This window comes from Streptococcus panodentis (genome assembly GCF_017884005.1).
In the GTDB taxonomy this organism is placed as follows: Bacteria; Bacillota; Bacilli; order Lactobacillales; family Streptococcaceae; genus Streptococcus; species Streptococcus panodentis.
Map to the genome: position 1 here is coordinate 68,675 of NZ_QFAY01000010.1, position 24,738 is coordinate 93,412.

General features: G+C 46.0%; 23 protein-coding genes. 4 read left to right on the plus strand and 19 right to left on the minus strand.

Annotated features, from left to right (window positions below; all coding sequences use genetic code 11):
* The first annotated feature begins 19 nt into the window (after window positions 1-19).
* The 3 genes from DHL47_RS05955 to DHL47_RS05965 are packed head-to-tail and all read left to right on the plus strand — an operon-like array spanning window position 20 to window position 2,982.
* Complete coding sequence (locus DHL47_RS05955; protein ID WP_209551222.1) at window positions 20-958, plus strand: iron-hydroxamate ABC transporter substrate-binding protein; 939 nt, start codon at window positions 20-22, stop codon at window positions 956-958.
* Between the two features lie 10 nt (window positions 959-968).
* Window positions 969-1,988, plus strand: a complete 1,020-nt coding sequence (locus DHL47_RS05960) for a FecCD family ABC transporter permease (RefSeq protein WP_209551223.1) — start codon at window positions 969-971, stop codon at window positions 1,986-1,988.
* Window positions 1,978-2,982 (plus strand): FecCD family ABC transporter permease, encoded by a 1,005-nt coding sequence (locus DHL47_RS05965; RefSeq protein ID WP_128835660.1) that lies wholly within the window; start codon window positions 1,978-1,980, stop codon window positions 2,980-2,982. Before DHL47_RS05960 ends, DHL47_RS05965 begins: the two co-directional genes overlap by 11 nt.
* Before the next feature lie 56 nt (window positions 2,983-3,038).
* Here the strand turns inward: DHL47_RS05965 and DHL47_RS05970 are convergent, their stop codons facing one another.
* The 12 genes from DHL47_RS05970 to treP all read right to left on the minus strand — a co-directional run bounded on the left by DHL47_RS05970 (window position 3,039) and on the right by treP (window position 17,957).
* The gene (locus DHL47_RS05970; protein WP_128835658.1) at window positions 3,039-3,239 is read right to left on the minus strand and encodes a CsbD family protein; all 201 of its coding nucleotides are present in this window, start codon (window positions 3,237-3,239) and stop codon (window positions 3,039-3,041) included.
* A gap of 69 nt (window positions 3,240-3,308) precedes the next feature.
* A complete protein-coding gene (locus DHL47_RS05975; RefSeq protein WP_209551238.1) occupies window positions 3,309-3,980 on the minus strand; it encodes a DUF1803 domain-containing protein in 672 nt (223 codons plus the stop codon).
* Window positions 3,981-4,239: 259 nt separating this feature from the next.
* On the minus strand, window positions 4,240-5,331 hold the full coding sequence (locus DHL47_RS05980) for a DUF871 domain-containing protein (protein WP_209551224.1): 1,092 nt from the start codon (window positions 5,329-5,331) through the stop codon (window positions 4,240-4,242).
* A gap of 229 nt (window positions 5,332-5,560) precedes the next feature.
* Window positions 5,561-6,082, minus strand: coding sequence for a GrdB-related putative oxidoreductase (locus DHL47_RS05985; RefSeq protein ID WP_338060089.1), 522 nt, complete (start codon window positions 6,080-6,082; stop codon window positions 5,561-5,563).
* A gap of 9 nt (window positions 6,083-6,091) precedes the next feature.
* A complete protein-coding gene (locus tag DHL47_RS05990; protein ID WP_245335560.1) occupies window positions 6,092-7,462 on the minus strand; it encodes a PTS sugar transporter subunit IIC in 1,371 nt (456 codons plus the stop codon).
* A 14-nt stretch (window positions 7,463-7,476) separates the two neighbouring features.
* Entirely contained in the window at window positions 7,477-7,806 is a 330-nt protein-coding gene (locus tag DHL47_RS05995) for a PTS sugar transporter subunit IIB (protein ID WP_128835650.1), read from the minus strand.
* Between the two features lie 217 nt (window positions 7,807-8,023).
* Window positions 8,024-8,347 carry a PTS lactose/cellobiose transporter subunit IIA gene (locus DHL47_RS06000; protein WP_128835648.1) on the minus strand — a complete coding sequence of 108 codons (324 nt, stop codon included), beginning with the start codon at window positions 8,345-8,347 and terminating at the stop codon, window positions 8,024-8,026.
* 94 nt (window positions 8,348-8,441) lie between these two features.
* On the minus strand, window positions 8,442-10,331 hold the full coding sequence (locus tag DHL47_RS06005; protein WP_209551225.1) for a BglG family transcription antiterminator: 1,890 nt from the start codon (window positions 10,329-10,331) through the stop codon (window positions 8,442-8,444).
* A 1,275-nt stretch (window positions 10,332-11,606) separates the two neighbouring features.
* Window positions 11,607-12,542, minus strand: coding sequence for a manganese-dependent inorganic pyrophosphatase (locus DHL47_RS06010; protein WP_209551226.1), 936 nt, complete (start codon window positions 12,540-12,542; stop codon window positions 11,607-11,609).
* 453 nt (window positions 12,543-12,995) lie between these two features.
* On the minus strand, window positions 12,996-13,805 hold the full coding sequence (pflA, locus tag DHL47_RS06015; RefSeq protein ID WP_128835641.1) for a pyruvate formate-lyase-activating protein: 810 nt from the start codon (window positions 13,803-13,805) through the stop codon (window positions 12,996-12,998).
* A gap of 428 nt (window positions 13,806-14,233) precedes the next feature.
* Entirely contained in the window at window positions 14,234-15,859 is a 1,626-nt protein-coding gene (gene treC, locus DHL47_RS06020) for an alpha,alpha-phosphotrehalase (protein ID WP_209551227.1), read from the minus strand.
* A gap of 76 nt (window positions 15,860-15,935) precedes the next feature.
* Window positions 15,936-17,957, minus strand: a complete 2,022-nt coding sequence (treP, locus tag DHL47_RS06025) for a PTS system trehalose-specific EIIBC component (protein ID WP_209551228.1) — start codon at window positions 17,955-17,957, stop codon at window positions 15,936-15,938.
* Window positions 17,958-18,144: 187 nt separating this feature from the next.
* On the opposite strand from treP, the gene treR reads away from it, so the two are divergent.
* The gene (gene treR, locus DHL47_RS06030; RefSeq protein ID WP_209551229.1) at window positions 18,145-18,909 is read left to right on the plus strand and encodes a trehalose operon repressor; all 765 of its coding nucleotides are present in this window, start codon (window positions 18,145-18,147) and stop codon (window positions 18,907-18,909) included.
* A gap of 974 nt (window positions 18,910-19,883) precedes the next feature.
* Here treR and DHL47_RS06035 read toward each other — a convergent pair.
* From DHL47_RS06035 to DHL47_RS06065, 7 genes are all read right to left on the minus strand, one after another.
* Window positions 19,884-20,225: a hypothetical protein gene (locus DHL47_RS06035; RefSeq protein WP_245335561.1), complete on the minus strand. Its 342-nt coding sequence runs from the start codon at window positions 20,223-20,225 to the stop codon at window positions 19,884-19,886.
* 8 nt (window positions 20,226-20,233) lie between these two features.
* Window positions 20,234-20,527, minus strand: coding sequence for a hypothetical protein (locus DHL47_RS06040; RefSeq protein WP_209551231.1), 294 nt, complete (start codon window positions 20,525-20,527; stop codon window positions 20,234-20,236).
* An 8-nt stretch (window positions 20,528-20,535) separates the two neighbouring features.
* Window positions 20,536-22,047, minus strand: coding sequence for a hypothetical protein (locus DHL47_RS06045; protein ID WP_209551232.1), 1,512 nt, complete (start codon window positions 22,045-22,047; stop codon window positions 20,536-20,538).
* On the minus strand, window positions 22,038-22,646 hold the full coding sequence (locus DHL47_RS06050) for a hypothetical protein (RefSeq protein WP_209551233.1): 609 nt from the start codon (window positions 22,644-22,646) through the stop codon (window positions 22,038-22,040). Before DHL47_RS06050 ends, DHL47_RS06045 begins: the two co-directional genes overlap by 10 nt.
* Before the next feature lie 110 nt (window positions 22,647-22,756).
* Window positions 22,757-23,365: a hypothetical protein gene (locus DHL47_RS06055; RefSeq protein WP_209551234.1), complete on the minus strand. Its 609-nt coding sequence runs from the start codon at window positions 23,363-23,365 to the stop codon at window positions 22,757-22,759.
* A 109-nt stretch (window positions 23,366-23,474) separates the two neighbouring features.
* On the minus strand, window positions 23,475-24,080 hold the full coding sequence (locus DHL47_RS06060) for a hypothetical protein (protein WP_209551235.1): 606 nt from the start codon (window positions 24,078-24,080) through the stop codon (window positions 23,475-23,477).
* Between the two features lie 109 nt (window positions 24,081-24,189).
* On the minus strand, window positions 24,190-24,738 hold a 549-nt coding region (locus DHL47_RS06065), incomplete at its 5' end, for a hypothetical protein (protein WP_209551236.1).

Genomic DNA, 24,738 nt, shown 5'->3' on the forward strand with positions numbered 1-24,738 from the left:
ATAGAAAATGGAGAAAACGATGAAAAAGTTTTTATCTTTTGCTACTCTCGCCCTCGCTGTACTTCTTTTAGCAGCCTGCGGCAGCAGCTCATCTAAGTCTGACAGTGCTGCTTCTTCAGACAAGATCGCCTTATCCAGCAAGCCCAAGATTGACGGCTTTACCTACTATGGAGATATTCCTAAAAAACCGACCCGAATTGCCAGCCTTTCCTCTACCTATACCGGCTACCTGCTCCAGCTAGGCTACAGTCCAGTGGCCGTGACCTCTTATGATGCTAAAAATCCGGTCCTCAAAGACAAGGTTAAGGATGCCAAAGTCCTCATGCCCGAAGATACAGAGGCCATTGCCAATCTAAAACCGGACTTGATTGTCGTTGATGCCAGCGATAAAAATATCGATGCACTGAAAAAGATTGCTCCGACCATCACCATCGAATATGGCAAAAACGACTATCTGGAAATCCTCAACCGTTTCGGACAGATTTTCGGCCAGGAGGAAGAAGCGGATAAATGGATTGAGAACTGGAAGACCAAGACTGCAGAGGTCGGCAAGGAATTGAAGGCCAAAATCGGAGAAAATGCTACTTTCACAGTCGTCGGTCTGTATGAAAAAGAAATCTATCTGTTCGGCAACAACTGGGGCCGCGGCGGTGAAGTTCTTTACAAATCACTGGGCTTTGACGCACCGCAGAAGGTCAAAGACGAAGTCTTTCCAACCGGCTACCTGCAAATCAGTTATGAAACCGTCGGCGACTATATCGGTGATTATGTACTGATTGCAGCTGAAAATGACGAAACTGGCAGTGCCCTTTATGAGAGCGATGTCTGGAAGTCTATCCCAGCCGTGGAGAAGGGACATGTCCTCAAGGTAGATGCCAATGCCTTCTACTTCAACGACCCTCTGACCCTTGAGTACGAACTCAAAACCATCCAAGAAGGTCTGGAAAAAATGAATTAAAGGAGCACTGATGCTGATTCATCCCTCACTTGCTCAGAAAAATAAGCCAAACTTGTTTTGGCTTGTTTTTTTCACCCTCTGCCTATCCATCCTCTCAGGGCTTTATATCTACCTGCGCTTCGGACTCCCCAGCTATTCCCATCAGACACTGCTGAATACCCTGCTGCACCCTTTTCAGGAGAGCCCGGCCCAGAACATCCTCATCGACCTGCGGCTTCCTCGCGGACTGGCTGCGCTTCTGGTCGGTGCTGCGCTGGCAGCCTCAGGCGCTGTCATGCAGGGGATGACCCGCAATGCCATTGCCGATCCCGGACTCTTAGGCATCAATTCCGGAGCTGGTCTGGCTCTGATCTGCGGCTACGCTCTCTTTAAAAGCATGCATTACAGCACCATTCTTTTCATGTCCCTTTTAGGGGCCCTGCTTGCAGCCCTGCTGGTCTTCGCGCTTTCCTACCATCCCCGAAAAGGCTTTGAGCAGCTGCGTCTGGTCCTCTCCGGGGCTATGACAGCCACCCTGCTGACAGCTATCGGCCAAGGAATGACCATCTATTTGAACCTGACGAATGCCGTTATCGGCTGGCAGGCCGGCGGACTGATCGGAACCAACTGGAAGATGCTGCAAATCATTGCGCCCTTCATCCTCGTCGGCCTATTGCTGCTGCAGCTTTTTGCCCATCAGCTGACCGTTCTCAGCCTGAATGAAACAGTGGCCAAGGGACTGGGCCAGAAAACCACAGCCATGACCCTCTTTTTCATGAGCTTGGTCCTCCTGCTGTCCGCTGCTGCTGTTGCCTTGGTAGGCAGTATCGCCTTGGTAGGACTGATCATCCCCCACTTCGCTAAGTCTGTCAGCGGAAAGGACTATCGGAGGATCCTGCCCCTGACCAGTCTGCTGGGAGCTTTTTTTCTGCTCCTCTGTGACTTTGCCGCTCTCCACTTGGCCGGACTGCCGCTGAGCGCCCTAATCAGCCTGATCGTCCTGCCGGTCTTTCTCTGGCTGATGAGAAAGGGGGCCTTCTATGAGAAATAAGAACAGTCTGCTTCTGGTCTTAGGCAGTCTCAGTCTGCTCACCCTGCTGGTTTTCATCCTCTCCCTGTCTTTGGGAGACCAGCAGTTCAATCTCAGTGATACTGTACGCTATCTGCTGGGAAGCGGTGACAGCAGTCTTCAGTTCATTATGGGAGAAATCCGCCTTCCCCGATTGCTGGTCTGCCTGCTGGCCGGGGCATCTCTGGGCATGAGCGGCGTCCTTCTGCAGACCTTTAGCAGAAATCCCTTGGCTGACTCTGGGACCTTGGGCATCAACGCCGGTGCCGGAGTGGTCATTACACTGGCTATCAGCCAGCTGGAAGTCACCGACCCTCTTTACATTCGCTACCTGCCCTTCGTCGCCATGCTGGGCGGTATGCTGACCGTAGCCGTCACCTATCTGATTTCCCATCAGAAAGGACAGGCCATCCGTCCTGTCAAGATTATCATCTCCGGCGTGACCCTGTCCGCTATCCTGTCCTCCAGCATGATTGCGATTACCGGCCGGGTCAATCAAAACAAACTGACCTATGTGGTCAGCTGGCTGGCTGGGAAAATCACGGGGAACAACTGGGAAAGTCTGGCCATTGCAGGGCCTGTCCTGCTGCTGCTCTGGTTTCTGACCTACCAGCGGGCCTATCAGCTCAATATCCTCAGTCTGAATGATGAAACTGCTCTAGGACTGGGCCTTCATCTCAAGAGAGAGCGATTGCTGCTGCTTCTCTTGGCCAGTGCCTTAGTAGCCTTCAGCCTGTCGCTGGCTGGCAATATTGCTTTTATCGGCATGCTGGCCAGTCATATCAGCAAGCGCTTTCTGCCGAATGATCATCGCCTTCTTTTTCCGGCAGCCATGCTGCTGGGGGCCCTCATAATGACCATTGCGGATACGATAACGCGGGCCTTTCTGATAGGCACTGCTATTCCGACCGGTATTATCATTTCCATTATCGGGGCCCCTTATTTCCTCTACCTCCTCTGGCAGACACAAAAATAGGAGCAGGACCAAGAACTAAATTTTTTCAAATTTAGCTCTGTCCCGCTCCTATTTTTTTATTTATCCTTACTGAAGCTGTTTTTAAGGCCTTCAGCGGCTCCTTCGACAGCTCCTTTGACATCTTGGGCAACTTCTTTCACCTTGGCAGCCGTTTTTTCAACGGCTCCCTCAGCTTCTGTTTTAGTATCGCCTGTGACTTTTCCAAAACCTTCTTTGACTGCGCCCTTGGCTTGATCAAATTTTTCTTCTAATGACATAAAACTGCCTCCGTTCTATTCCGGTTCTTGTGACCGTTTCCAATAGTATAAGATTTTATCAGTCTCCAGTCAATGATTTTGCTCAGAAGATTTGCTGTAAAAAATCAGCCTTTCCCTGTCAAAGTCCAGCTGCAGCTCATATTTGCCGGCTTCATTCTGCCTGATATAGCCTAGAATCAGCAGACTGTCTACGAAAATATCCCGCCTTTTCTGCAGGAGTTCATCTTTGCGGACATATTTCAATAAAAAAGCCGTCATGTATTTGAGAGCATACTGAGGATTGACATCGCCCAACACAGCATAGAGCGGCTTTTGCTCCTCAGACAGGGGATACTGCCGCTGCATCTTGTAAAAGTAATTCGCCAAAGTCAGCCGTTCGCGGGCAAAATCCGTTTCTTCGATTAAGAGAGCGGCGTTGGTTTCATTCGCAATCTGCGTCTCAAAGCGCAGCTCCAAGAGCTCCTGATAGAGCGGACTGTTATCCCGGACAAAGACTTCCTGATCCAAGTGCAGGTCCGCCAGATTTTCCAAAAAAGGCAGCTGCAGGAAATAGCGCTTGTTCTCCCTTCGGATATAGCCTTCCCTGATATAGTCCTCCATGGAGCGGTCGAGATGGGCCACATGGGCAAAATCCCGCTTAATCTGCCGCAGGATGGCTCCTTCATGAATATCCAGATAGTGGACCAGTTCCTGAAAAAAAGGCTGCCGGGTCAAGCGGCTGGGGTTGATGACGGTTATCATAGCTTTCACTCATTCTCATTTCAAATTGGTCAAGTCCTATTGTAGCATAAAAAGACGGCAGAACAGAAGCTTATCTTGAAAATTTTTAGATCCCTTCACTCTTTTCTTTCCAGAATCAAGCTGGAAAGATCCCTCAGACTGTCAGAGCAAGGCAATGCTTATGTAATTGAGTTGAAGAATGTTCCCCCAAACATCTCAGACCCTGCAGCCATGAATCATCGTACCGACTTCATGAATACAGGGTCTTCTCTGGCAGCTCTCACTGCTCTTTCTTTTCTCTAAATTGGAATTTCTGCCAAGACTTGAACCAATCCAACAGGGGCAAATCATGCTCCAAAACCCGTCCGACTACATTGGTCTTGCCGAAATTTTTCATAGGCAGCAAGGCCAGCTGCAGCTCACCTGCATACTTAGTATAGAGAGAATTATCAATCAGGATATCCCCCCTGTCAATAGGCAGCGCATCATGCGGCTCAAAATAATCCTTCCGGTGGGTAATGCGGCTTTGGGAGGAGCGCAGAACATAATCAGACCTGTCTCCCCGAACCTGATGCGGCTCCTCCAGCACAATCTGTCTTTCGAGGCCGGAAATCCCCTCCGCCAGCTGACAGTCCAAGGTCAGGAGATAAGGGTCTATCTCGCTCAGTGCCTGCAGCTCTTGCTCGCTGGCAAAAGCATTGGCAATCATCACGTCGTCTATCAGATCAGTCGCCCAGAGCCATTTGGCAGCGCTGGTAATGTCCCAGTCCCGATGCAGCTCCAGCGTACAAAGTCCTTCTTCGACCGGCCAAGGACCCGTTCTGGCTGCTTTAGAATTGACAAAAGCAGCTGTCCGCAGTCCCAAAGCCTTATAGCGCTTGGTCGTCTTCAGGAAATGCTCCACCGACAGGCCTGTATAGCGATGTGGGTAGAAATTATGGCAGCCGATAAGCTGCTCCAGCTTGGGCTGATAGGCTGCAATATTTTCCAGATAGCGGTTTTCAATACTGATATTGAGCTCAACCAGCAGGCCCTGCGGGTTAAAGCTCATAGCCGCTTCCTCACGGCCGGAAAAACCGCCGTCCAAGCGAATGCCTGTCAGCCCCAGCTCCTTGAAAAAGTCCAAATGATCCGGTTTTAAATCTAACTTCTCAAAGACACTCAAGTCTACATCAGCAAAAACTTCCATCCCCAGCTCTCTGGCCCGGCCGACAGCCCGCCTGAAATCAGCAAGAGTCTGCTCATGATTGCCGACCGACAGCAGACAGGTAAAAACTCTGGAAAATCCATAACCAGCCGCCAGCTGCAGGTAAGCTAAAATATCGTCTATATCACTGTGTCCGGGATAAACGGACACTCCCAATTTTCTCATGCCTTCTCCTTTGCATCTTTTTAAATAAATTTTCCAAAAACAGATTCTGCAGGTTTTTGATACAAACCGCCTTTGCTGCATCCCCTCTCACATATCAGTCCCCCGGATCTTTTTACTCCACCAGACTGTTAGTGCTGAGGTGGTTTGAAGAGATTACGAAGAGTATAAAGTGGCTGGTCATCAATCTTCTGAGGGAAGACGAGAACAGCATTTTTCAATCCAAGAGTCATCAATAGCAGTATTCTCCGATTAAAGCAGCTTCATCCTCCCTGTGATAAAGAGCATAGGCCAAATCACAGATTGTTTCCAGAGACTGATTGAGTCCGGCCGCGCCCTTTTTAGGCATTCTGACAATAGGAAGCCGATCCTTGTAAGCCCCTATCACCTGGCCGCATTCCTGAGCCATCGCTGCCAGCGCCTTGGCTTTGGTTTTTTCATTGACCGCCTTGGCCACCTGAGCTGCCATCTGGGCATACCCCTGATAGTCAAAGCAGGGGCCGCAGATGACTATATCAGCCTGCAGCTTGTCTACCATAGCGCACAGTTTGCGGTTGACTTCATCCGGATTGGCTTCATAATAGCCATCTCCACAGTAGAGACAGGCCTGCACATGGCCGTCTATACGCTTGAGATAAGGGGCCATCATAACTGCGGGTCCCGTAGCTCCTTTATTTAGACCCAAGGGCACCATCCGGTCATCCTTGATACCGGCTCCCGCCTGGATCTGATCATAAATCATGAGAACTTTCACATCACCCTCCTATAAATCATCAAAAGACAAATCATCCAAATCAATGTCATCAGCAGCATTTTCTTCTGCAGCAGTCACTTCATCCTGCAGGTACTGCTTGTCCATAGCTTTGATAAAAGGCATATAGATGAGAACTCCGGCAGCAATCAGGATAGCCTGCAGAACAGCTCCGCGCCAGTCCGTTGCCAGAAAACCTGAGATAATCGGCGGCGTAGTCCAAGGAATGGTAACCCCATTGCAGATGGGCACAAGACCGATAGACATTGCTGTATAGGACACCAGAATATTAAACATCGGTACCAGCATAAAGGGCAGGATCATAACGGGATTGAGAACGATAGGCAAACCGAAGATAATCGGCTCATTAATACCAAAAATTCCCGGAATCAGCGACAGTTTGCCCAGATTGGTGATTCGTTTGGACTTGCAGAAAATGAGCATAGCGATAATGAGCGACAGGGTGGAACCTGCACCGCCAAATACTGCAAACAAATCTTGGAATTGGCCGTTGATGATGTGCGGTGTCCCCGCTCCTGTTTTAAAGAATTCAATATTATCCAGTGACAGCGTCGCCAAGACCGGACCATAAACCGCTCCCACAACTGCTCCGCCATTAATACCAAAGAACCAGAAAAGGCCGTTAAAGAAGAAAGCGGTCAGAGAAGCTCCCAAGGTACCGCCCAGATTGACCATCGGGGTTTGCAGGAAGTCAAAGATGATTTGAAACACATTAGTGCCCAAGAAGCCAAAGATAAGATTGAGAACAAAGACTGCCGTCATGACAATCGTAACCGGAATCAGAGCCGCAAAGGACTCGACAACTGTCGGCGGAACACCGGCCGGCATTTTGATGACCCAGCCTTTTTTCTCAACCCAGGCATAGAGATGGACGGTTGCGAAAGCTATCAGGATGCCAACAAAAATCCCCTTGGCTCCAGACCAGGCAAGCGGAATACCGGGCAGATTGACAGCGACTTCCTTGCCGCCGATTTGATTGGTCCCTTCTACCAGATAAGGAACCAGCAGAAACCAGCTCATGGCCGCAACCACCGAAGCAAAAATTGCATTGGTCTTCAGCTGTTTGGCAAAGGAATAGGCAATAGCCACAACGGCAAAAACAGCCATAATGGAGAAAGTAGCGCTGGACGGCTTTTCAATGAAGGCCGCCAAGGTAAGACCCGCTTTCTGATCTACAATGACAGAATTGAGCCAGTCTGTCCAAGCCGGAATCGGGAACTCCCCAATCAGGAGAAAGATGGAACCGGCAATCAAGAGCGGAGTAGTGACCAGAAAACCATCGCGAATGGACACCAGATACTTGTTCTTTCCGATAGCCTCTGCAAGCGGCACCAAAAATTTTTCTAACTGCTTTATCATCATAAGAAATCCTTTCCTCAAGAAACTGATTTATTTTCTTTGATCAATCTTATCGCGCTTTTGAGCACTCTTTCGCCATTCATCATGCCATAGTCTGCCTGATCAATGACATGGATCGGAATGCCCTGACTGCCGAATTTGTCCACTGTTTCCTCATACATGTATTTGACCTGAGGCCCCAGCAGAATGCAGTCCGGCCGGTCGTCGGCCAGAATCTCTTCCAGCTTGTCATGCGGAAAAGCTGCAACTTTTATGGGCAGCCGGTGCTCATTGGCAATTCCCTGCATATTGCTGGCCAGCATACTGGTGGACATACCGGCACTGCAAAATAAATAAATCTTCTTCATTAGACGACTCCTCTCTTATAGTCAAACGATGAACATCACACGCGTCAGTGAGCTGATCAAAGCCTTGCTTTTGAGGCTTCTATCAAAGTCCTATCCGCCAGCTCAAAACCTCCGCCGGAGCTTTTGAGCTGGCGGCTCCTGTCTACTTTGCCAATGATGTTCATAGAGTATAGAACAGAAAAAGTATTACAGCTGTATTCTCTGCGAACACAGTCGTTTATTGTTTTTCCAATTTATAAAGACGTTGGTTGGTAGCAATCATCTGCTCTGCCAGCAGCTGAATCGTTTCGGCCGACATGAGCTGATCTTCGGCATGCACCAGCAGAATGGACAGCAGCTGGCTGTCTCCGCCGGCTTCACCCTGCAGGAGCTTGAAATGAACATCATGTCCTTCTTTGTAGGCTGCCCTGCCCTCTTTCATTTTTTCTGCTGCTTCCGCAAAGGCTCCTTTTTCCGCAGCACGGATAGCCTCAATATAGTAAGATTTGGCTGCTCCGACGGCTGAAATAATCTGGAAGCTGGCTAATTGCACATCATTCATATCTTACTTCTCCTCTACCTGATACTTTTATTATAAACATCTGTTCTGCACTTTTGGCAGAACATTCTTTCCTAATAACCGGAAATATTCTCTGTCACTGAAATAAATTGGCCATAAATTCTTCCTGACTGCGGGAATTGACCAAGGCTGTCAGCTTTTGCGGATCCATGACCAAACTGGACAGCCAGTCAAAGAAAATGCGCATCAGCTGGCTGTCTACTTCCCGAATCGCTAAAAGAATGACCAGTCTGACCTCAAAATTCCCCCAGTGTATAGGCTTGTCCAAGGTCAGAGTAGCAATACAGGATTCGCTGGTTGAGCGCTCCATGGCATGCGGTACAGCAAAGCCCTGATAAAAGGAGGTCGCTGAAATCCCTTCTCTTTTGAGCACATCAGCCTTATAGGCCTCATCGGCCAGTCCCTGCCCAATCAGCTGATCACAGAGAAAGGCAATCGCTTCCCTGCTGTTCGCTACACTCTCTTCCCGGTAAAATAATTTCTTTTGAACCAAATGCTCCATCATCTTGTGAAATTGCTCATGATAGCGTTCCCGGTCCAGCTGATTTAAAAGCTGGAACACCTTGCTTTCATCCTCATAACCAAAGAGCAAAGACAGCTGCAGGGTCGGAATGGACAGCCGGTGCTTGAGGGCCGCTGTGGAAATAATCATATCAGGAGCCAAAGCCTCAACCTGCCGCTCATCAAAAAACGAGTACTGAAAGACAATGCTCATCCGATCCTCAAAGCGCTGATGGAGCTTATCGGTAAAAGGCTTGGCCAGCAGCTGATTGTGAGGAATAATGAGCAGGGCCCGATACTTGCTGGGACTGTTGACTCGGTCATAGGCTGCTCCCAAATGCAGGGCGATGAAAGAAAGTTCATTCTCCTCCACTTTATGTCCCAGCTCTCCGCTCAGCACTTCTCCTGCATGGACAGCCATCTCAAATATAAGCGGGTACTGACGCTTGATTTCTCTCAGGTAGACATTGGACATCTGGGTCTGGGTCCGCTGCCGCTCCAAGAGCGAGGAAAAATGATTGGCCAGTCCGCTCAGCAAGACCTGATCGGCTGAAAGATCAATGTCAAAATTCTCATCAATCTTCCTGAGAACATTCTTGACAATGGCTGTCAGTTCTTCTTCCTGCATGAAATCCTGCTGCTTATTGCAGCTGCACAGAAGCAGGGCAAAACGGATAATCTCACTCTCAACCAGAGCCAGCCGGCAGACCTTGGACACCTGCTCAAAAAAGGTATGGGAGATTCGGTATTCAGCTGTCTGGTCAAAATCCTCTCTGGGCAGGTCCATCTCCTCCATATAATTGCCATTTAGAATCCTTTCGATTGCAACCCCAGCGTGGATCATGACAATGGGAAAAAGAGACTCCTTGATCTGATACGGATACTCAGAGCAAATGTCAGTAAACAGATCAGCCATTCGCAGAAAGTCAAAATGGACAAAAAGAGTGGCCAGACTGGACAGATTGGTAAAATTGCCCTGCACCTCGTCCGTCAGAAGCTGCCGGTAGAGCCGGCGTTTCTCATCCTCTTCTCCCACCAGCCGGATAAAATTCTTGGAACGCTTGATTTCCAAACGATAATGCCGAATCATTTTCCTGATACGCTGCAGGTCATTGTCAATGGAGTAGCCGCTGACGAAAACCCGGTTTTCCAGTTCAAACAGATTAAGTTCCTGAGAATGAAAGAGCAGTTCTTTCACAATCCAAATACTGCGCTCCTGAGGTGTCTGCGGGATGACATGATTGGGCTGGATTTCCATTGCTGAGAAGGCTGAGCTGTCCAGCCTGTAGCCTAGACGCTTATTAGACAGGATTATTTCCTGTTGGTACTCCCGGTTAATCGCATCAATATCCGATCGAATAGTGCGGTCGGACACCTGGAGCATCTGGGCCAGAGATTTCCCTGTCAGCCACTGGTCCTGATCATGCAAAATATCAATAATATAAGACTGCCGTTTTTTCAGCATATAAACCTCCGCTGAATCAGATTTGCCTCTATCCTTGCCGTTCTTATTTCCTGACTCTGTGAATATCAGAGAGTGGGGCAGACTCCTACGATGGCGCGCCCTCACCCGCAAACGGGAGAATCTTTGATCCGATACCGTATATTGTCATTTAGTTTATCTTTTATTCCGTCGTTGACTCGCTTTGCTTTAACAGTCTAGTAGACTGTGAGAGCCTCGCGGGCTGGGAGTGAAAAGGTTTGGGGAATCTTTTCAGCCTGAGCTTAGAAACAAAAGAGTGAAGGGAGAGGCTGAGACAGACTCCCATGATGGCTGTGTCCTCACCCACAGAGGGATGCATCTTTTGGAAGATACCGTATAAAAGGTCCTTCAGTTTCGCTTTGTTTTGGTAAAAAACTCTTGACGCGGTAGCTGATTGGACTTTTTGTTCGTCTTTTAGACTCCAAAAAGCTCCTAATCATCCTCGCGGGGCTGAGACGACGAACTAAATTTTTAAAAATTTAGTTCTGTCCCACCGCCAGTCCGAACTTAGAAATAAGATAGTGAGGTAGAAAGGTTGTGGATAAGGCAAGCGAAGTTTGCATCAGCCTTACGCTTTTGAGACTTCCTAGCGGAAGCTCTATCCACCGCCTCAAATAGTCCACTGGACTATTTGAGCAGCTCGCTGCCCTATCGTTCTGTACCTTAAACGATAGGCTGGGGCAACAGTGCCCAACTTCGTCTATTTCTATCGTTTGATTGCAAGCCGCAGTGGTTGGGAGAGATTCTGTTGACTTTGATCAACCAGCATCTCCTCTGCACAGTTCATCAGACGCTTTAGCGCCAATGCCCCCCTGTTTCGATTTTCATGGAGCAGGAGACAAGGAAAAGATTATATATTTACTATAACATTTCTCTTAAAAAATGGAAAAGAAGATTTTTTCCTAACCGTTAGGAAAAATGCCGCCAAAAAAACAAGACCCTTTTAGAATCTTGTTTTGTTTCTTTTCTCTTTATAATCAAAGAACATCAGCAGCAAACGAGGCAGGAGCAGACAGGATGGCAGCATCTGCTCCTCCTGTCAAGAGAAATCCCACAGGTCTTTTTCTAACTCTGTACTGTTTTAGCAACATTGCAAATAATCGTTTCAATACTGCTGAAATCGGAGCTAGCTGCTCAAAAGCTTCCGGGAAGGTTTTGAGCTGGTGAATGAAACTTCCGCTAGGAAGTGTCAAAAAGATCCAGCGGAGGCTTTGAGGTGGCGGCGCTGACCTGGTTTGAAGAGAAGTTCGAAGAGTATTAAGCGTTAAAACTTTCTGTCAGCTGCGGCACGACCTGTTTCTTACGGGAAACGGCACCAGCCAGAAAAGCATGATTGTTTTCAAGAACAAAGCCAAAGGCTGCTTCTACCTTGTCCGTGTTGCTGCCAACGGCCAAAATTTCAGAATTTGAGTTGACAATATCGGTAATCATGAGGACAAAGTCAGAATAGCCGTTTTCAGCATTGGTCTTAGCAATAGCTGTTTCAATCTCTGACTGGCGATCCAAAACTTCTGCAATATCAACTGTATTGACCTGAGCCACACGGACATTGTTTCCATTCAGCTCAAAGGTCTTGGCATCAATATCAATGAGCTCCTCAGCTGATTTGCTGGCCAGATTGGTGCCGGCCTTCAGCATGGCCAAGCCGTACTCTTCCAAATCAACTCCGGCCAATTCTGCCAACTCTGGGGCAATGTCCTTGTCCGTCGGATGGGTGGTTGGGGATTTGAGCAGCAAGGTATCCGAAATCAAACCAGACAGCATGAGACCGGCGATTTCCTTGGGTACAGCCACACCATGCTCCTTAAACATACGGTAAACGATAGAGGAAGCCGAACCCACAGGCTCCAAGCGCATATAAAGGGGGCTGGCTGTTTCAAAGTTGGCCACACGGTGGTGGTCAACAACACCGTAGACTTCCACATCTGCAATGTCAGCGACAGACTGCTGGAATTCATTGTGGTCTGTCAGGATGACCTGCTCAGCCCCCTCGGCCTTGGCAGAAGTGATCACGCGCGGTGCTGCAACACCGAAAGTTTCCAAAACGAAGGCCGTTTCTTCATTAGGCTCTCCAAGTGCCACTGCCTCTGTATCCAGACCATAAGCTTGACGAGCCAGATAGGCAAAAGCGTAGGAAGACCCGATGGCATCTGAGTCAGGATTTTGATGACCGAAAACTAAAATTTTAGACATGTCTTTACCTCTTAAACTTTTATATCCCTTATTTTAGCATATTTTAAGCTTTTTCACAAAAATAGACAGAAATTTTGCAAAAGAAAAGGCGGGGGGACAGAAATCAGCAGACCAAGTCTCCATTTCACTGTCCCAGCCCGCGTGCCTCCACAGTCCGGAGGACTGGAGGCTGAGTAAGGGTATCGTCATTTCGTTTATCTTTTATGACTTTGTTAGCTCGCCTTGCTTTAACAGTCTAGCAGACTGTTGAAGGTTGCGGATAAAGGGAACGCAGTTCCCGGCTTTCGTCAAGTCCGAGAGACTGTTGACATGACAGATACAGAAAACAAAGTTTTGTCAAGGACCTTCTGCTGAGCTCAAAAAGCAAACAAAAAAGCCAATCAGCTGCTGCAGTATTCAGTGATGGCTGTTTTCATTGAGAGACCGGAGGCCTTGGTTTCAGCCTCCTCTAATCTAACTATTGTGCACTCGGTTCATGTACTCGGTATAGGACTCAGTCTGCATCAGTTCCTTGGCATTTTTAACCCGGTCCGCTGTTGGCGGCTTGACCCCTTCAAGAGAATAAGGAATGCCCAGCTCCCGCCACTTAAATTCTCCCATGGTATGGTAAGGCAGAATTTCAAATTTATCAACGTTTTTCAGTGTTTTGACGAACTTGCCCAATTCTATCAAATCGTCATCGCGGTCCGTCAGCCCCGGCACCAGAACGTGCCGAATCCAGACAGGCTTGCCAATGTCAGACAGGTATTGAGCACAAGCCAGAATATTCTTATTGGTCTGGCTGGTCACGATTTTATGCTGGGCATCATTGATTTCTTTGATGTCCAGCAGGACCAGATCCGTCACAGCCATCAGCTTGTCAAACTTCTTCAGATAGCGGGGAGTATTTCTGAAAGGCAGAGCACAGGTATCCAGCGTACAGTGGATGCCCAATTCTTTGGCCTTGGTGAAAAAGGCAATCAGAAAGTCAATCTGCAGCAGAGCCTCCCCACCGCTGACCGTGATCCCGCCTTTATTGCCCCAAAAGCCCTTGTAGCGCAGGGCTTCCTGTAAAATATCATCCACCGTCCGCAGCTGGGATTTATTGGTCTCCATTTCCCAGGTATCGGGATTGTGGCAGTACTGGCAGCGCATATGGCAGCCCTGCAAGAAGACAATAAACCGAATGCCCGGTCCGTCAACCGCCCCGAAACTTTCGGTGGAGTGGACCATGCCCGTCACCTTTCCATAATCAACTGCTTCTTCGACTCTTTTATCAACCATGGCACAACCTCTTGAATCTGAAAACGTTTTATAACTAACTATATTATAACATGTATCAGCCTAAAATATGCACAATTTGCCTATTTTTTAGAAAACAAACTGTTTTTCAGTTTCATTTTCATTGTTTTACAACAGATCGGAAAAGGACCGAGAAATCCCCCTGAAACCGAAATGATCTTGTACGCTTCCTTCGAATAAAGCTGCAGGGTGCGTTGCTGATAAAGAAAAAAGCCGCCTGATTGGGCGGCTCTTTTAGGGAGATTATTATGAAAAAGTTTTAGGATTCAGGTGGGGAGATTATCCACAGCCTGTTTAATCAAATAAAGTTAGGAGGTCTTCATTTGATACTTTCAGTATAAAATAGAATTCTTAAAAAAACCTTAACCACTCACTGAAATCAGAAAAAATTTTTTAAGCTTCTGCATGTGCTAAGGGAGGAATAAGGCCAGCGTCTCATAAGGTTTGAGGGTCATCACCTGACCTGCTTGGCTCTCACCGTAGTTTGACAGCAGGACCTGTGCATTCTGATAATCAGGTAAAATGTCCACTGTAATCGGATCCGGATAAAAGTTATTGAGCACCAGAAGCTTCTGACCGGCCAAATGACGTTCAAAAGCATAGATCTGCGGGCTGTCTTCATAGGCCGGACTGTAACTGCCCTCCGCAATCAAGGGCAGCTCCTTGCGCAGGGCAATCAGCTTCTGATAAAAAGTGAAAATCGGCCCGTCTTGCTCCTTGGTCACATTAATCTGCGGATAAGACTTGCCGGCCTTGAGCCAAGGCTGGCCGGTCGTAAAACCGGCATTGGGCGAGTCGTCCCACTGCATCGGTGTCCGAGAATTGTCGCGGGATTTGGCCTGGATAATCCGGAAAGCCTCCTCTGGCGATTGTCCAGCAGCCAGCAAGCTCTGGTAAGCATTGGTGGACTCCACATCCACATAATCATCCATTGAGTCATACTCTGGGTCAATCATGCCGATTTCCTCACCCATATAGATATAAGGTGTTCCGCGGGACAGATGAATGCTGGCTGCCAGCATGGTCGCTCCCTCATTGCGGAAGTGTTCCACATCAACAAAACGATTCAGGGCCCGCGGCTGATCGTGATTGTTCCAGAAAAGGGCGGACCAGCCGTCATGCTCACTCATTTCCCTGCCCCAAGTATGGAAAAGATGCTTCAGTTCCTCAAAGTCGAAAGCTTTGAGGGTCCATTTCTGACCGGCTTCATAGTCCACTTTCAGATGGTGAAAATTAAAGGCCATGGACAGCTCGTGACGGTCCGGAGCCGTGTAAAGAATACAGTTTTCAATGGTCGTAGCGCTCATTTCCCCGACAGTGACAAAGGAGCCGTCCTGACCGAAGGTTGCTTCATTGAGCATGTGCAGGTAATCGTGGGTAATGGGCTTATCCGTATAAGCCGGCTTGCCGTCATGCTCAGGGCAGTCTTCTAAAACGGCATCCTTGCCAATCACATTGATGACATCAAAGCGGAAGCCCTTGACGCCCTTGTCCCGCCAGAAATTGACTACCTTAAACAGCTCCCCGCGGACGTGAGGATTGCGCCAGTTGAGATCCGCCTGCGTCACATCATAGAGATGCAGATAGTATTTGCCGGTATCACCAAAGGGAGCCCAGGCGCTGCCGCCGAACTTGGACAGCCAATCGGTCGGCCGATCCTGAATAAAGAAGAAATCCTGATAGTAGGGGTCGCCAGCCAGAGCCTTCTGGAACCACTCATGCTCGATAGAGCAGTGATTGAGCACCATATCCAGCATAAAGTCGATTCCATGTTCCTTTCCGACCCGCACCATTTCTTCAAAGTCTGCCATATCGCCAAAAAGCGGATTGACGGCGGTGTAATCAGAAATATCATAGCCGTTGTCCCGCTGCGGGCTGGGATAGAAAGGATTGAGCCAAACCATGTCAATCCCCAGCTCCTTCAGATAAGGCAGCTTCTCAATAATTCCCTGCAGGTCGCCCACACCGTTTCCAGTCGTGTCTTTGTAAGACTTGGGATAAATTTGGTAAACGACCTTTGTTTTATCAAGTGTCATGTTTTCTCCTTTTTCTTTTGAGAAAAGGGACAGCGCTCAAAGCTCCCATCCCTTTTTATGGTTCATCCATTGCTCTTTAAAGCGGTTTGGCGGTCATCAGCTGACTGCCTCGCTCTACCACGCGCGGAAGCTCACCTACTGGCTCCGTCTGGTATTGATCTTGGTTGGTGATAATGACCGGAGTCTCTGTCACATAGCCAGCTTTCTTAATTGCCTTCATATCAAAGGAAATCAATTTATCGCCGGCCTTGACCCTGTCTCCTTGGGCTACATGGCCTTCAAATCCTTTGCCTTCAAGATTGACCGTATCCATGCCGATATGCATCAGAATCTCCGCTCCTTGGTCCGACTGGATGCCGACTGCATGCATGGTTGGAAAGAGGACAGTCACCTTGCCATCGACCGGTGATACCAACTCACCCTCGCTAGGGATGATGACCACACCTTGCCCCATCACTCCTTGAGCAAAGACGGGGTCCGCAGCTTGGCTCAATTCCTTAACTTCACCAGCCAGCGGGCTGAGAACAGACACTTCCTGTGCCGCTGCTTCCTCAGCCGGGGCGGAAAATTCCGCTTCTTCCTGCGCTGCAAACTCAGCCTGCAGTTCTGGATCCTCTTCTGTCTTGGTCAGGAATCCTGTCTTGTGGAAGAAGAAAGTCAGAAACATTGGAACCGCAATCGCAACCAGCATGACTAGGATAAAGGGCAGCCAATATTTGGCTTGGATAGAGAGAATGGCAGGCAAACCACCGACACCGATACCCGTTGCTGTGATATTGAAGGTCAGGGACAAAATACCAGCAATGGAAGAACCAATCATTCCCGCAATCAATGGATAGGTATATTTGACATTCACCCCAAAAAGGGCTGGCTCAGTGACCCCCAGATAAGCGGAAACCGCTGCCGGAAGAGAAATCTGTGCCTCTTTTTCATTCTTGCGCTTCATGAAATAGTAAGCCAAGACTGCCGAACCTTGGGCGATATTGGACAGGGCAATCATTGGCCAGAGAGCAGTTCCGCCATAGTCATTGGCTAGCTGAGTATCGATAGCATTGGTCATATGGTGAAGACCAGTAATAACAAATGGGGCATAAAGTGCACCAAAAACTGCTCCAAAGAGCCATTTAAATGACCCTGTCAAACCAGCAAATACAACTTTAGACAGGCCTTGACCAACCCACCAGCCAAACGGTCCTAAGATAGTATGTGCCAAAATCAAGGCAGGCACCAGAGACAATAAAGGGACGAAAATCATAGAAATGACCTCTGGAATTCGCTTACGCCAGAAGATTTCTAAATAAGAAAGAGACAAACCTGCTAACAAGGCAGGGATAACCTGTCCTTGATAACCAAATTTATGGAACTCAAGAGGGCCAAAGTACCAAGTATACTGTTCAGCAATTATCTCTTTAGAAGTAGTAGCTACATCATAGGCATTCAGCAAATTCGGTGAGACCAAACAAATCCCCAACACAATTCCCAGTATCTGACTGGTCCCCATCTTACGAGCTATAGACCAGGTGATGCCTACCGGCAAGAAATGAAAGACAGCTTGTGCCGGCAGCCAAAGAAAGTCATTGACATTACTCCAGAATTTAGAAACATCGACAATCGTATTGTAAATAGGCTCACCGTCTTTGGCAAACTGGGCTACCCCATCAATCATTTTTTGGCCCAGGGCTTGAATCTGAACCCCTTCCAGCACATTGCGGAAGCCCAGAATCAAACCACCGACAATCAGGGCTGGGATAATCGGTGTAAAAATTTCAGCCAGTGTTGTCATGACCCGCTGCACCGGATTTTGATGGCTCTTGGCAGCAGACTTGGCTGCTTCCTTAGAGACTCCCTCAATGCCTGATACAGCGACAAAGTCATTGAAAAAAATCGGCACATCATTGCCAATGATGACTTGAAACTGACCGGCATTGGTAAAGGTCCCTTTTACAGCAGGAATGGCTTCAATGGCTTTGACTTTAGCCTTCTTGTCATCACCAAGGACAAAGCGCATACGAGTCGCACAGTGGCTAACAGCTGTGACATTCTCTTTGCCGCCGATTGCTTCCAGCAAATCTTTGGCATCCTTTTCAAATTTTCCCATTTGACTACTGGCTGAATGAAAATCCAGCACTCTCCTTATTTTTTTATCTTCGTTAGTTTCCTAACAAGTTTCTAAACAATATTGTAACCGATACCAAAGTTGTATGCAAGTTGTTTGTTGAAAAACGGCGGAATATTTGGTAAAATTTTCTAGGTTGTATGCAAAAAAGAATACAAGTGGAGAAGACATGAAAAAATACAAACAATTATTTAAACAGATTGAGCAAGATATTTTGGAAGAAAGATACCAAATCGGAGACTTCCTGCCCAGTGAGCACCAGCTGGTTCATGATTATCAGGTCAGCCGCGATACAGTGCGAAAGGCGCTGGCCTTGCTGCAGGAGGAAGGGCTGATTGAAAAGGTCCGCGGACAAGGCTCCAAAGTCATCAAGCGGGAGCAGTTTGACTTTCCAGTGTCCAGACTGACCAGCTATCAGGAGCTGGTCTGCCAGTATGGGATGCACTCAAAGACCAATGTCGTCAGTCTGGAAAAAATCACAGTGGATCAAAAGCTTTCCAGTGTCACTGGCTTTCCTCCCTATCGGCTGGTCTGGCGGATCATCCGCCAGCGTATCGTCGACGAAGTGGTGTCTGTCCTTGACATTGACTATCTGGATAAGGAGATTATCCCCCATCTGACCCGGGAAATCGGTGAAAAGTCCATTTATGACTATCTGGAAAACAACCTTGGCCTGGACATCGCCTACGCCAAAAAAGAATTTACCATTGACCATGCCAATGACCGGGATAAGATTCTCATGGATCTGGGCAAGGACCAGCATATCGTATCGGTCAAATCGCAGGTCTATCTGGCTGACGGCCGCCAATTTCAGTATACCGAAAGCCGGCACAAGCTCGATAAATTTCGCTTTGTAGACTTTGCCAAACGTCAAAAAGACCAGAGCTCACACTCGAGCGATGAGAATGCTGACAAGACAAACCAACGCAGATAGATTAAATAGTCCGGCGGAGGTTTTGAGCTGATGAACAAAACTTCCGTGAGGAAGTCTCTAAAGTACAGCCATTTGAAGCTGGGACAGCCTCTCATCTGCAGCCTGTCTCACCATCTTATTTCTGGGCTCGGGCTAAAAAGGTTCCCCAAACCTCCCTCGCTTTCCTGTTTTCAGGATCGGGCTAAAAAGGTTCCCCAAACCTCCCCTCGCTTTCCTATTTTCAGGCTCGGGCTAAAAAGGTTCCCCAAACCTTTTTAGTCCCCAGACTGTTGGGACTGATGTGGTTTGAGGAAATTTTCGAAAAGTATCAATCACCTAGCCCGCTGTCTCTGCAGTCTGCACAAAAAGCCCCTCTGCTTTCCAGCCAGCAGAGGGACAGTTGCATTGTTATGAATGAAGCAGACTCCTAGGAATCTGCCCTTGATTGTATTAGGAGATTTATATGAAAAAAATTATGAAAAAATATTTAGAGGTTTATTCTTTATACTATACTTGCTTTATACTTCTTACTGTAACTTTATACTTAAATAATAGTGCTGCAGGGACTTATGGAGTTGGGTTCCATTTTGAAAGGGTGAAATGCTGTAGGTGATATAAAATAGCTTCTGGCGTCATTGGACTGCCCTCCGTTTCTGTTTTGATGGTCTTAGTATAAACCCAGAAACTTAAGACAGGCTTATAAAAAACTTGCAGGAAGCTTAAAAGCCAGCGTTATCTATCCCCATTTTATTTTTTATTCTAGACTTGTTCAGAAAGGAACGATTCTTCTTTCATTTGCTTTCTTTGAATAGTGGGAAACAGAGGACGAAATCGTCTCTTAACAGGGAGAAGACTTGGTCAGCCGCTGCAGAGGTCTTTTTGTTTAGCAATGAAACGACTCCGTCGTTTGCTTGTGTACCGACCGCTTAAGGCGAACTGATACAACATATGGTTTCCGAACAAGGCTTCTGCACTGGTGCAGGATATATATCAAGCTAAAGTTGAGAATCCTCGGCTTTCTTTCTTTTATAATATTCTTCCTCCAGTCGTCCCAGATCTTTCCGATATTTAGCCGTTACTTCTTCCCTCTCTTCACTAAGCGTGTCAAAATGCTTTCTGATAGATACATCAAATTGGTCCATATTGTCCTGCATCTCATTAAGCGTTGGGTATATCTCATCTGTTGAATGATTTCTAGAATAATAAAGCAATTGGTCAATCCATGCATCTGTCTTTCTCCGAGCATCCGTCCTCATAGCATCCAGTACTTCTTCCATTTGCTCTATATTTTTTATTTCTTTCTTGTAAACTTCTTCCAGCTTGAATATCTTTTCCATAGCATTCCTCATTTAATTGGGTTTTGCAGATTTGCTTGCGGAATACTTGTCAGATAATCCGCAGCAGCTGTAGCAGCTTCCCCTGAAAATCCGCCCTCTAGACTCCCCTTGAGAGTAACTGCGGCAAAATCAGACATCTGCGCTTTTTGCTCGGCTAACCAGGCAGCTAAGAGATTAGACTGTTCTTCCAATTCCGATTTCTGCAATTGAATCAAAGCATTTATCATTTTCCGTTCTTGGGCCTTCATCAATTCGATAAAATTATTGTTCGCTGTTAATTCTATCTTACTAAGATTTGCCATAGTTCCTCCTATTTGCTGCGAAATTGTAAACTTCCTTGACGATCTACTTCTTCGAGTCTCTCAGCTGCTTGACGTATATTGAAACCAAAAGTATCCAACTTTTGTTTGTAAGAAGCTGCCTCACTTAGAGTTGCTTCTTCAATTCCACTGTCCCAGCAAGTCTCCAATGTAAATTGAGACAAGAGTGATTCCACCTCTCCATCCGATAAATAGATTCTTGTACTATAAACTATCGCTTGGAGTGCTGACACCCTCTCTTCAATATTTTGCTTATACTCATTCAGCTTTTGACTGATTTGAGCTTCAAACTCTGCTCCTTGCTGTTCAGCTAAATCCGCAACTGCAGTCACAAGATCTTTTCGTAGATAAATCAACTGACTTCCACTAAGACTTGAGATTCTAGACTGAGCCGAAGAAATTGTCTCAATCGCACGATTGATGGTCAACAAGCGCTTGTATCCAGCCTCGGGTACAAAATCGCCATAAATCTTCTTGTACTCTTTCACATAGTATTCTTCATCATGCTTATTCCAAATAGGTGACTGTTCAGCTTTGATTTTAGCGGCTTTGCGTACCTGCTTCTCCGTCATACCGACGAAAAATTCCCCCTTCTTAGCATACCAGTCCAAATCCAGCATATTGCCAATCTTGGGCGGAAATGTCTCATAATATTCATGAATGAAGTAAGCTTCATTATGCTGATCTCCCTTTGGATAGCGAGAAGCTTTTACCTTAGCTGCCAAACGCACCTGCTCTGGAGTCATCCCTGATACAAACTCTCCTTCCTTAGCATACTTTTCTGTATCCAGTCTATTGCCGATAATATAGAATTTTGCAGGGTTGTGATCTTCTGTAGGTGAATGTAGTCCTTGCGTTCCTTCACGGGAAATAATATTAGCGTAAGGAATCCGTCCACCGCTACTATCCATTATGGTCGTATCTTTCGTATTAGCATCATAGGTCGTAACATGTCGATTGATATAAGCTAAATCACTGGCAGTAAAATTCCCCTTATCGAGAGCAGCCTGAGCACCCCAGTCTGTATAATTGACAACCATAGGGACGTTATGGTCCGCTGCTACCTTGACAACTGGAGTCGCTGACTGACTAAAACCACTCATGGCATAAATCCTGACCGGCTGGTTTAGCTTCTTGTCATCTACTTCTGTAATCTTCTGGACACGCTGATAAAAAGCTTCAATATCCTCATGCTGAGCTGTCATTCCATCCCCATAAGCACCCCCAATTGCATTGCTGGTTGATGCCCAATGGTCTGAACTGATTGGGTTGGCAAAAACTGGCTGGGTCCCTGCGACTGTCACAATGGTCTGGGAAAGAATGGGCTCTCCATTGGCATCCAAGGGAGCTGCCGCGATAGCCTGAGTGACCCCCTCCACGCGGTCAATGATTTGAAATTTTTGGCCTGTATCCGTATTTACTATTTTTTTTTGAGATGAATCTGTTGAAAAATCTTTGGTATTTTTCTGTAAGTACTGAATGTCTTGGTGTGTTACTGCCATTCGAAAGCCTCTCTTCCCTGCACTCGTCTAATTTCCAAATTATAAACAATTTCAGCTTGAGGACTGCCTTGGTTATTTTTTTCTACACCTTTTAGATGTCCCTCACGAGAAAAAGCAGTCATCACTTCATCCGTAAATTTCTCTTTTTGTAACTTTAACTGTTCTGGAAGGTGTTGATATACTTCTGAGCTAACAGACTCGCGTTCATTATTTCGCAGATAGATAATCTCTGACCCGTCATTGACATTAAAGCTTAAGTCAAGACCAGCAAGGGTTCCATAATCTGGCACTGCCATATCTAGCACTCCATCATTTCGTAGATAGACTTTATTTCCATAACTATCATAAACAACTGGGACTATACGAGCATTTACAAAACTTTCTCCTCCTCCCCCACTGATAAAAATAGGAGAAAATTCGATTTTACTGATACCGCTGTAATGTTCTTTTAGGTAGGTTGCGATTTGTTCTTCATAGAGCTGAAAACCGTGCCGATAGAGATTGTCCACTTTCATTCTGTCCATGTAAAACTTACCTCCTATTACTAGTACAAAAAAACAAAGCAAAGATAAAAGAATAGATTTTGTTCGTTTAGACATACAAACCTCCTTTTCTTTTTATCTTTATTTTACCATAAAAACGGAGAGAAAATGATAGGAGTTTATATAGAAAATTCTTCGTATCATCTCTCCCTAAATAAGTTGGTGTGTTACTTCCATTTATCCAACTCTCTTTCATCGATTCGTCTAATTTCCAAATTATAGATAATCTCAGCCTTGGGACTGCCTTGACTATTTTTTTCTACACCTTTTAGATGTCCCTCACGAGAAAAAGCAGTCATCACTTCATCCGTAAATTTCTCTTTTTGTAACTTTAACTGTTCTGGAAGGTGTTGATATACTTCTGAGCTAACAGACTCGCGTTCATTATTTCGCAGATAGATAATCTCTGACCCGTCATTGACATTAAAGCTTAAGTCAAGACCAGCAAGGGTTCCATAATCTGGCACTGCCATATCTAGCACTCCATCATTTCGTAGATAGACTTTATTTCCATAACTATCATAAACAACTGGGACTATTCGAGCGTTTACAAAACTTTCTCCCTTTCCACCAGTAATAAAAATGGGAGAAAATTCGATTTTACTGATACCGCTGTAATGCTCTTTTAGGTAGGTCGCGATTTGTTCTTCATAGAGCTGAAAACCATGCCGGTAGAGATTATCCACTTTCATTCTGTCCATGTAAAACTTACCTCCTATCACAAGTACAAAAAAACAAAGCAAAGATAAAAGAATAGATTTTGTTCGTTTAGACATACAAACCTCCTTTTCTTTTTATCTTTATTTTACCAGAAAAACGGAGAGAAAATGATAGGAGTTCATATAGAAAATTCTTCGTATCATCTCTCCCTAAATAAATTGTACGCTACTTCCATTTATCCAACTCTCTTTCATCAATTCGTCTAATTTCTAAATTATAGACAATCTCAGCTTTGGGACTGCCTTGACTATTTTTTTCTACATCTTTTAGAAGTCCTTCATTCACATAGGCCGTCATAACTTCATCCATGATATCATCCTTCTTTAACTTTAATTCTGGAGGCAGGTGCTGATACTGATCAGCTTGTATATATTCTTTATCATCATTTAACAAATGAATAAACTCGGAACCACCGTACGCAAAATCTAATTCAAGACCGGAAAATGTTCCATAACGAGGTACTCCAATATCTAGAGGTCTGCCATTTTGAAGATAGACTTTATTTCCATAACTATCATAAACAACTGGGACTATACGAGCATTTACAAAACTTTCTCCTCCTCCCCCACTGATAAAAATAGGAGAAAATTCGATTTTACTGATACCGCTGTAATGCTCTTTTAGGTAGATCGCGATTTGTTCTTCATAGAGCTGAAAACCATGCCGGTAGAGATTATCCACTTTCATTCTGTCCATATAAAACTTACCTCCTATCACAAGTACAAAAAAACAAAGCAAAGATAAAAGAATAGATTTTGTTCGTTTAGACATACAAACCTCCTTTTCTTTTTATCTTTATTTTACCAAAAAAACGGAGAGAAAATGATAGGAGTTCATATAGAAAATTCTTCGTATCATCTCTCCCTAAATAAATTGCACGCTACTTCCATTTATCCAACTCTCTTTCATCAATTCGTCGAATTTCTAGATTATAATCAATCTCAGCTTGAGGACTGCCTTGACTATTTTTTTCTACATCTTTTAGAAGTCCCTCACGAGAAAAAGCATCCATCGCTTCATCTGTTGTCTCGTGGTCTACCCATTTCAAATTTTCAGGTAGAGGTTCCCCCCAAATAACACTATTGTGTCTTCTTTTATCATCTCTTAGATTAATAATTTCTGAGCCATCATTAACATTAAAATCCAAATCAGTCCCAAATACCATACTATAATCCACAAGAACCTTCTCAACAAAACCATCATTTCTGAGATAGACTTTATTTCCATAGGTATCATAAATCACTGGAACTACACGGCCTTGTAAAAAACTTTCTCCCTTTCCTCCACTAATAAAAATCGGAGAAAACTCTATTTTACTGATACCGCTGTAATGCTCATTTAGGTAGGTCGCAATTTGTTCCTCATAAAGCTGAAAACCGTGCCGATAGAGATTGTCCACTTTCAGTCTGTCCATGTAAAACTTACCTCC

What these genes read in the sequence shown, in the direction of transcription:
- DHL47_RS05990 (WP_245335560.1), bottom strand. Translation starts at nt 7,462, where the DNA reads ATGATGATAAAGCAGTTAGAAAAATTTTTGGTGCCGCTTGCAGAGGCT.
- DHL47_RS06060 (WP_209551235.1), bottom strand. Translation starts at nt 24,080, where the DNA reads ATGTCTAAACGAACAAAATCTATTCTTTTATCTTTGCTTTGTTTTTTT.
- DHL47_RS06010 (WP_209551226.1), bottom strand. Translation starts at nt 12,542, where the DNA reads ATGTCTAAAATTTTAGTTTTCGGTCATCAAAATCCTGACTCAGATGCC.
- treP (WP_209551228.1), bottom strand. Translation starts at nt 17,957, where the DNA reads ATGGGAAAATTTGAAAAGGATGCCAAAGATTTGCTGGAAGCAATCGGC.
- DHL47_RS06005 (WP_209551225.1), bottom strand. Translation starts at nt 10,331, where the DNA reads ATGCTGAAAAAACGGCAGTCTTATATTATTGATATTTTGCATGATCAG.
- DHL47_RS05970 (WP_128835658.1), bottom strand. Translation starts at nt 3,239, where the DNA reads ATGTCATTAGAAGAAAAATTTGATCAAGCCAAGGGCGCAGTCAAAGAA.
- DHL47_RS06045 (WP_209551232.1), bottom strand. Translation starts at nt 22,047, where the DNA reads ATGGCAGTAACACACCAAGACATTCAGTACTTACAGAAAAATACCAAA.
- treC (WP_209551227.1), bottom strand. Translation starts at nt 15,859, where the DNA reads ATGACACTTGATAAAACAAAGGTCGTTTACCAAATTTATCCCAAGTCT.
- pflA (WP_128835641.1), bottom strand. Translation starts at nt 13,805, where the DNA reads ATGGTTGATAAAAGAGTCGAAGAAGCAGTTGATTATGGAAAGGTGACG.
- DHL47_RS06035 (WP_245335561.1), bottom strand. Translation starts at nt 20,225, where the DNA reads ATGGAAAAGATATTCAAGCTGGAAGAAGTTTACAAGAAAGAAATAAAA.
- DHL47_RS05975 (WP_209551238.1), bottom strand. Translation starts at nt 3,980, where the DNA reads ATGATAACCGTCATCAACCCCAGCCGCTTGACCCGGCAGCCTTTTTTT.
- DHL47_RS06040 (WP_209551231.1), bottom strand. Translation starts at nt 20,527, where the DNA reads ATGGCAAATCTTAGTAAGATAGAATTAACAGCGAACAATAATTTTATC.
- DHL47_RS05960 (WP_209551223.1), top strand. Translation starts at nt 969, where the DNA reads ATGCTGATTCATCCCTCACTTGCTCAGAAAAATAAGCCAAACTTGTTT.
- DHL47_RS05995 (WP_128835650.1), bottom strand. Translation starts at nt 7,806, where the DNA reads ATGAAGAAGATTTATTTATTTTGCAGTGCCGGTATGTCCACCAGTATG.
- DHL47_RS05980 (WP_209551224.1), bottom strand. Translation starts at nt 5,331, where the DNA reads ATGAGAAAATTGGGAGTGTCCGTTTATCCCGGACACAGTGATATAGAC.
- DHL47_RS06055 (WP_209551234.1), bottom strand. Translation starts at nt 23,365, where the DNA reads ATGTCTAAACGAACAAAATCTATTCTTTTATCTTTGCTTTGTTTTTTT.
- DHL47_RS06000 (WP_128835648.1), bottom strand. Translation starts at nt 8,347, where the DNA reads ATGAATGATGTGCAATTAGCCAGCTTCCAGATTATTTCAGCCGTCGGA.
- treR (WP_209551229.1), top strand. Translation starts at nt 18,145, where the DNA reads ATGAAAAAATACAAACAATTATTTAAACAGATTGAGCAAGATATTTTG.
- DHL47_RS05965 (WP_128835660.1), top strand. Translation starts at nt 1,978, where the DNA reads ATGAGAAATAAGAACAGTCTGCTTCTGGTCTTAGGCAGTCTCAGTCTG.
- DHL47_RS06050 (WP_209551233.1), bottom strand. Translation starts at nt 22,646, where the DNA reads ATGTCTAAACGAACAAAATCTATTCTTTTATCTTTGCTTTGTTTTTTT.
- DHL47_RS05955 (WP_209551222.1), top strand. Translation starts at nt 20, where the DNA reads ATGAAAAAGTTTTTATCTTTTGCTACTCTCGCCCTCGCTGTACTTCTT.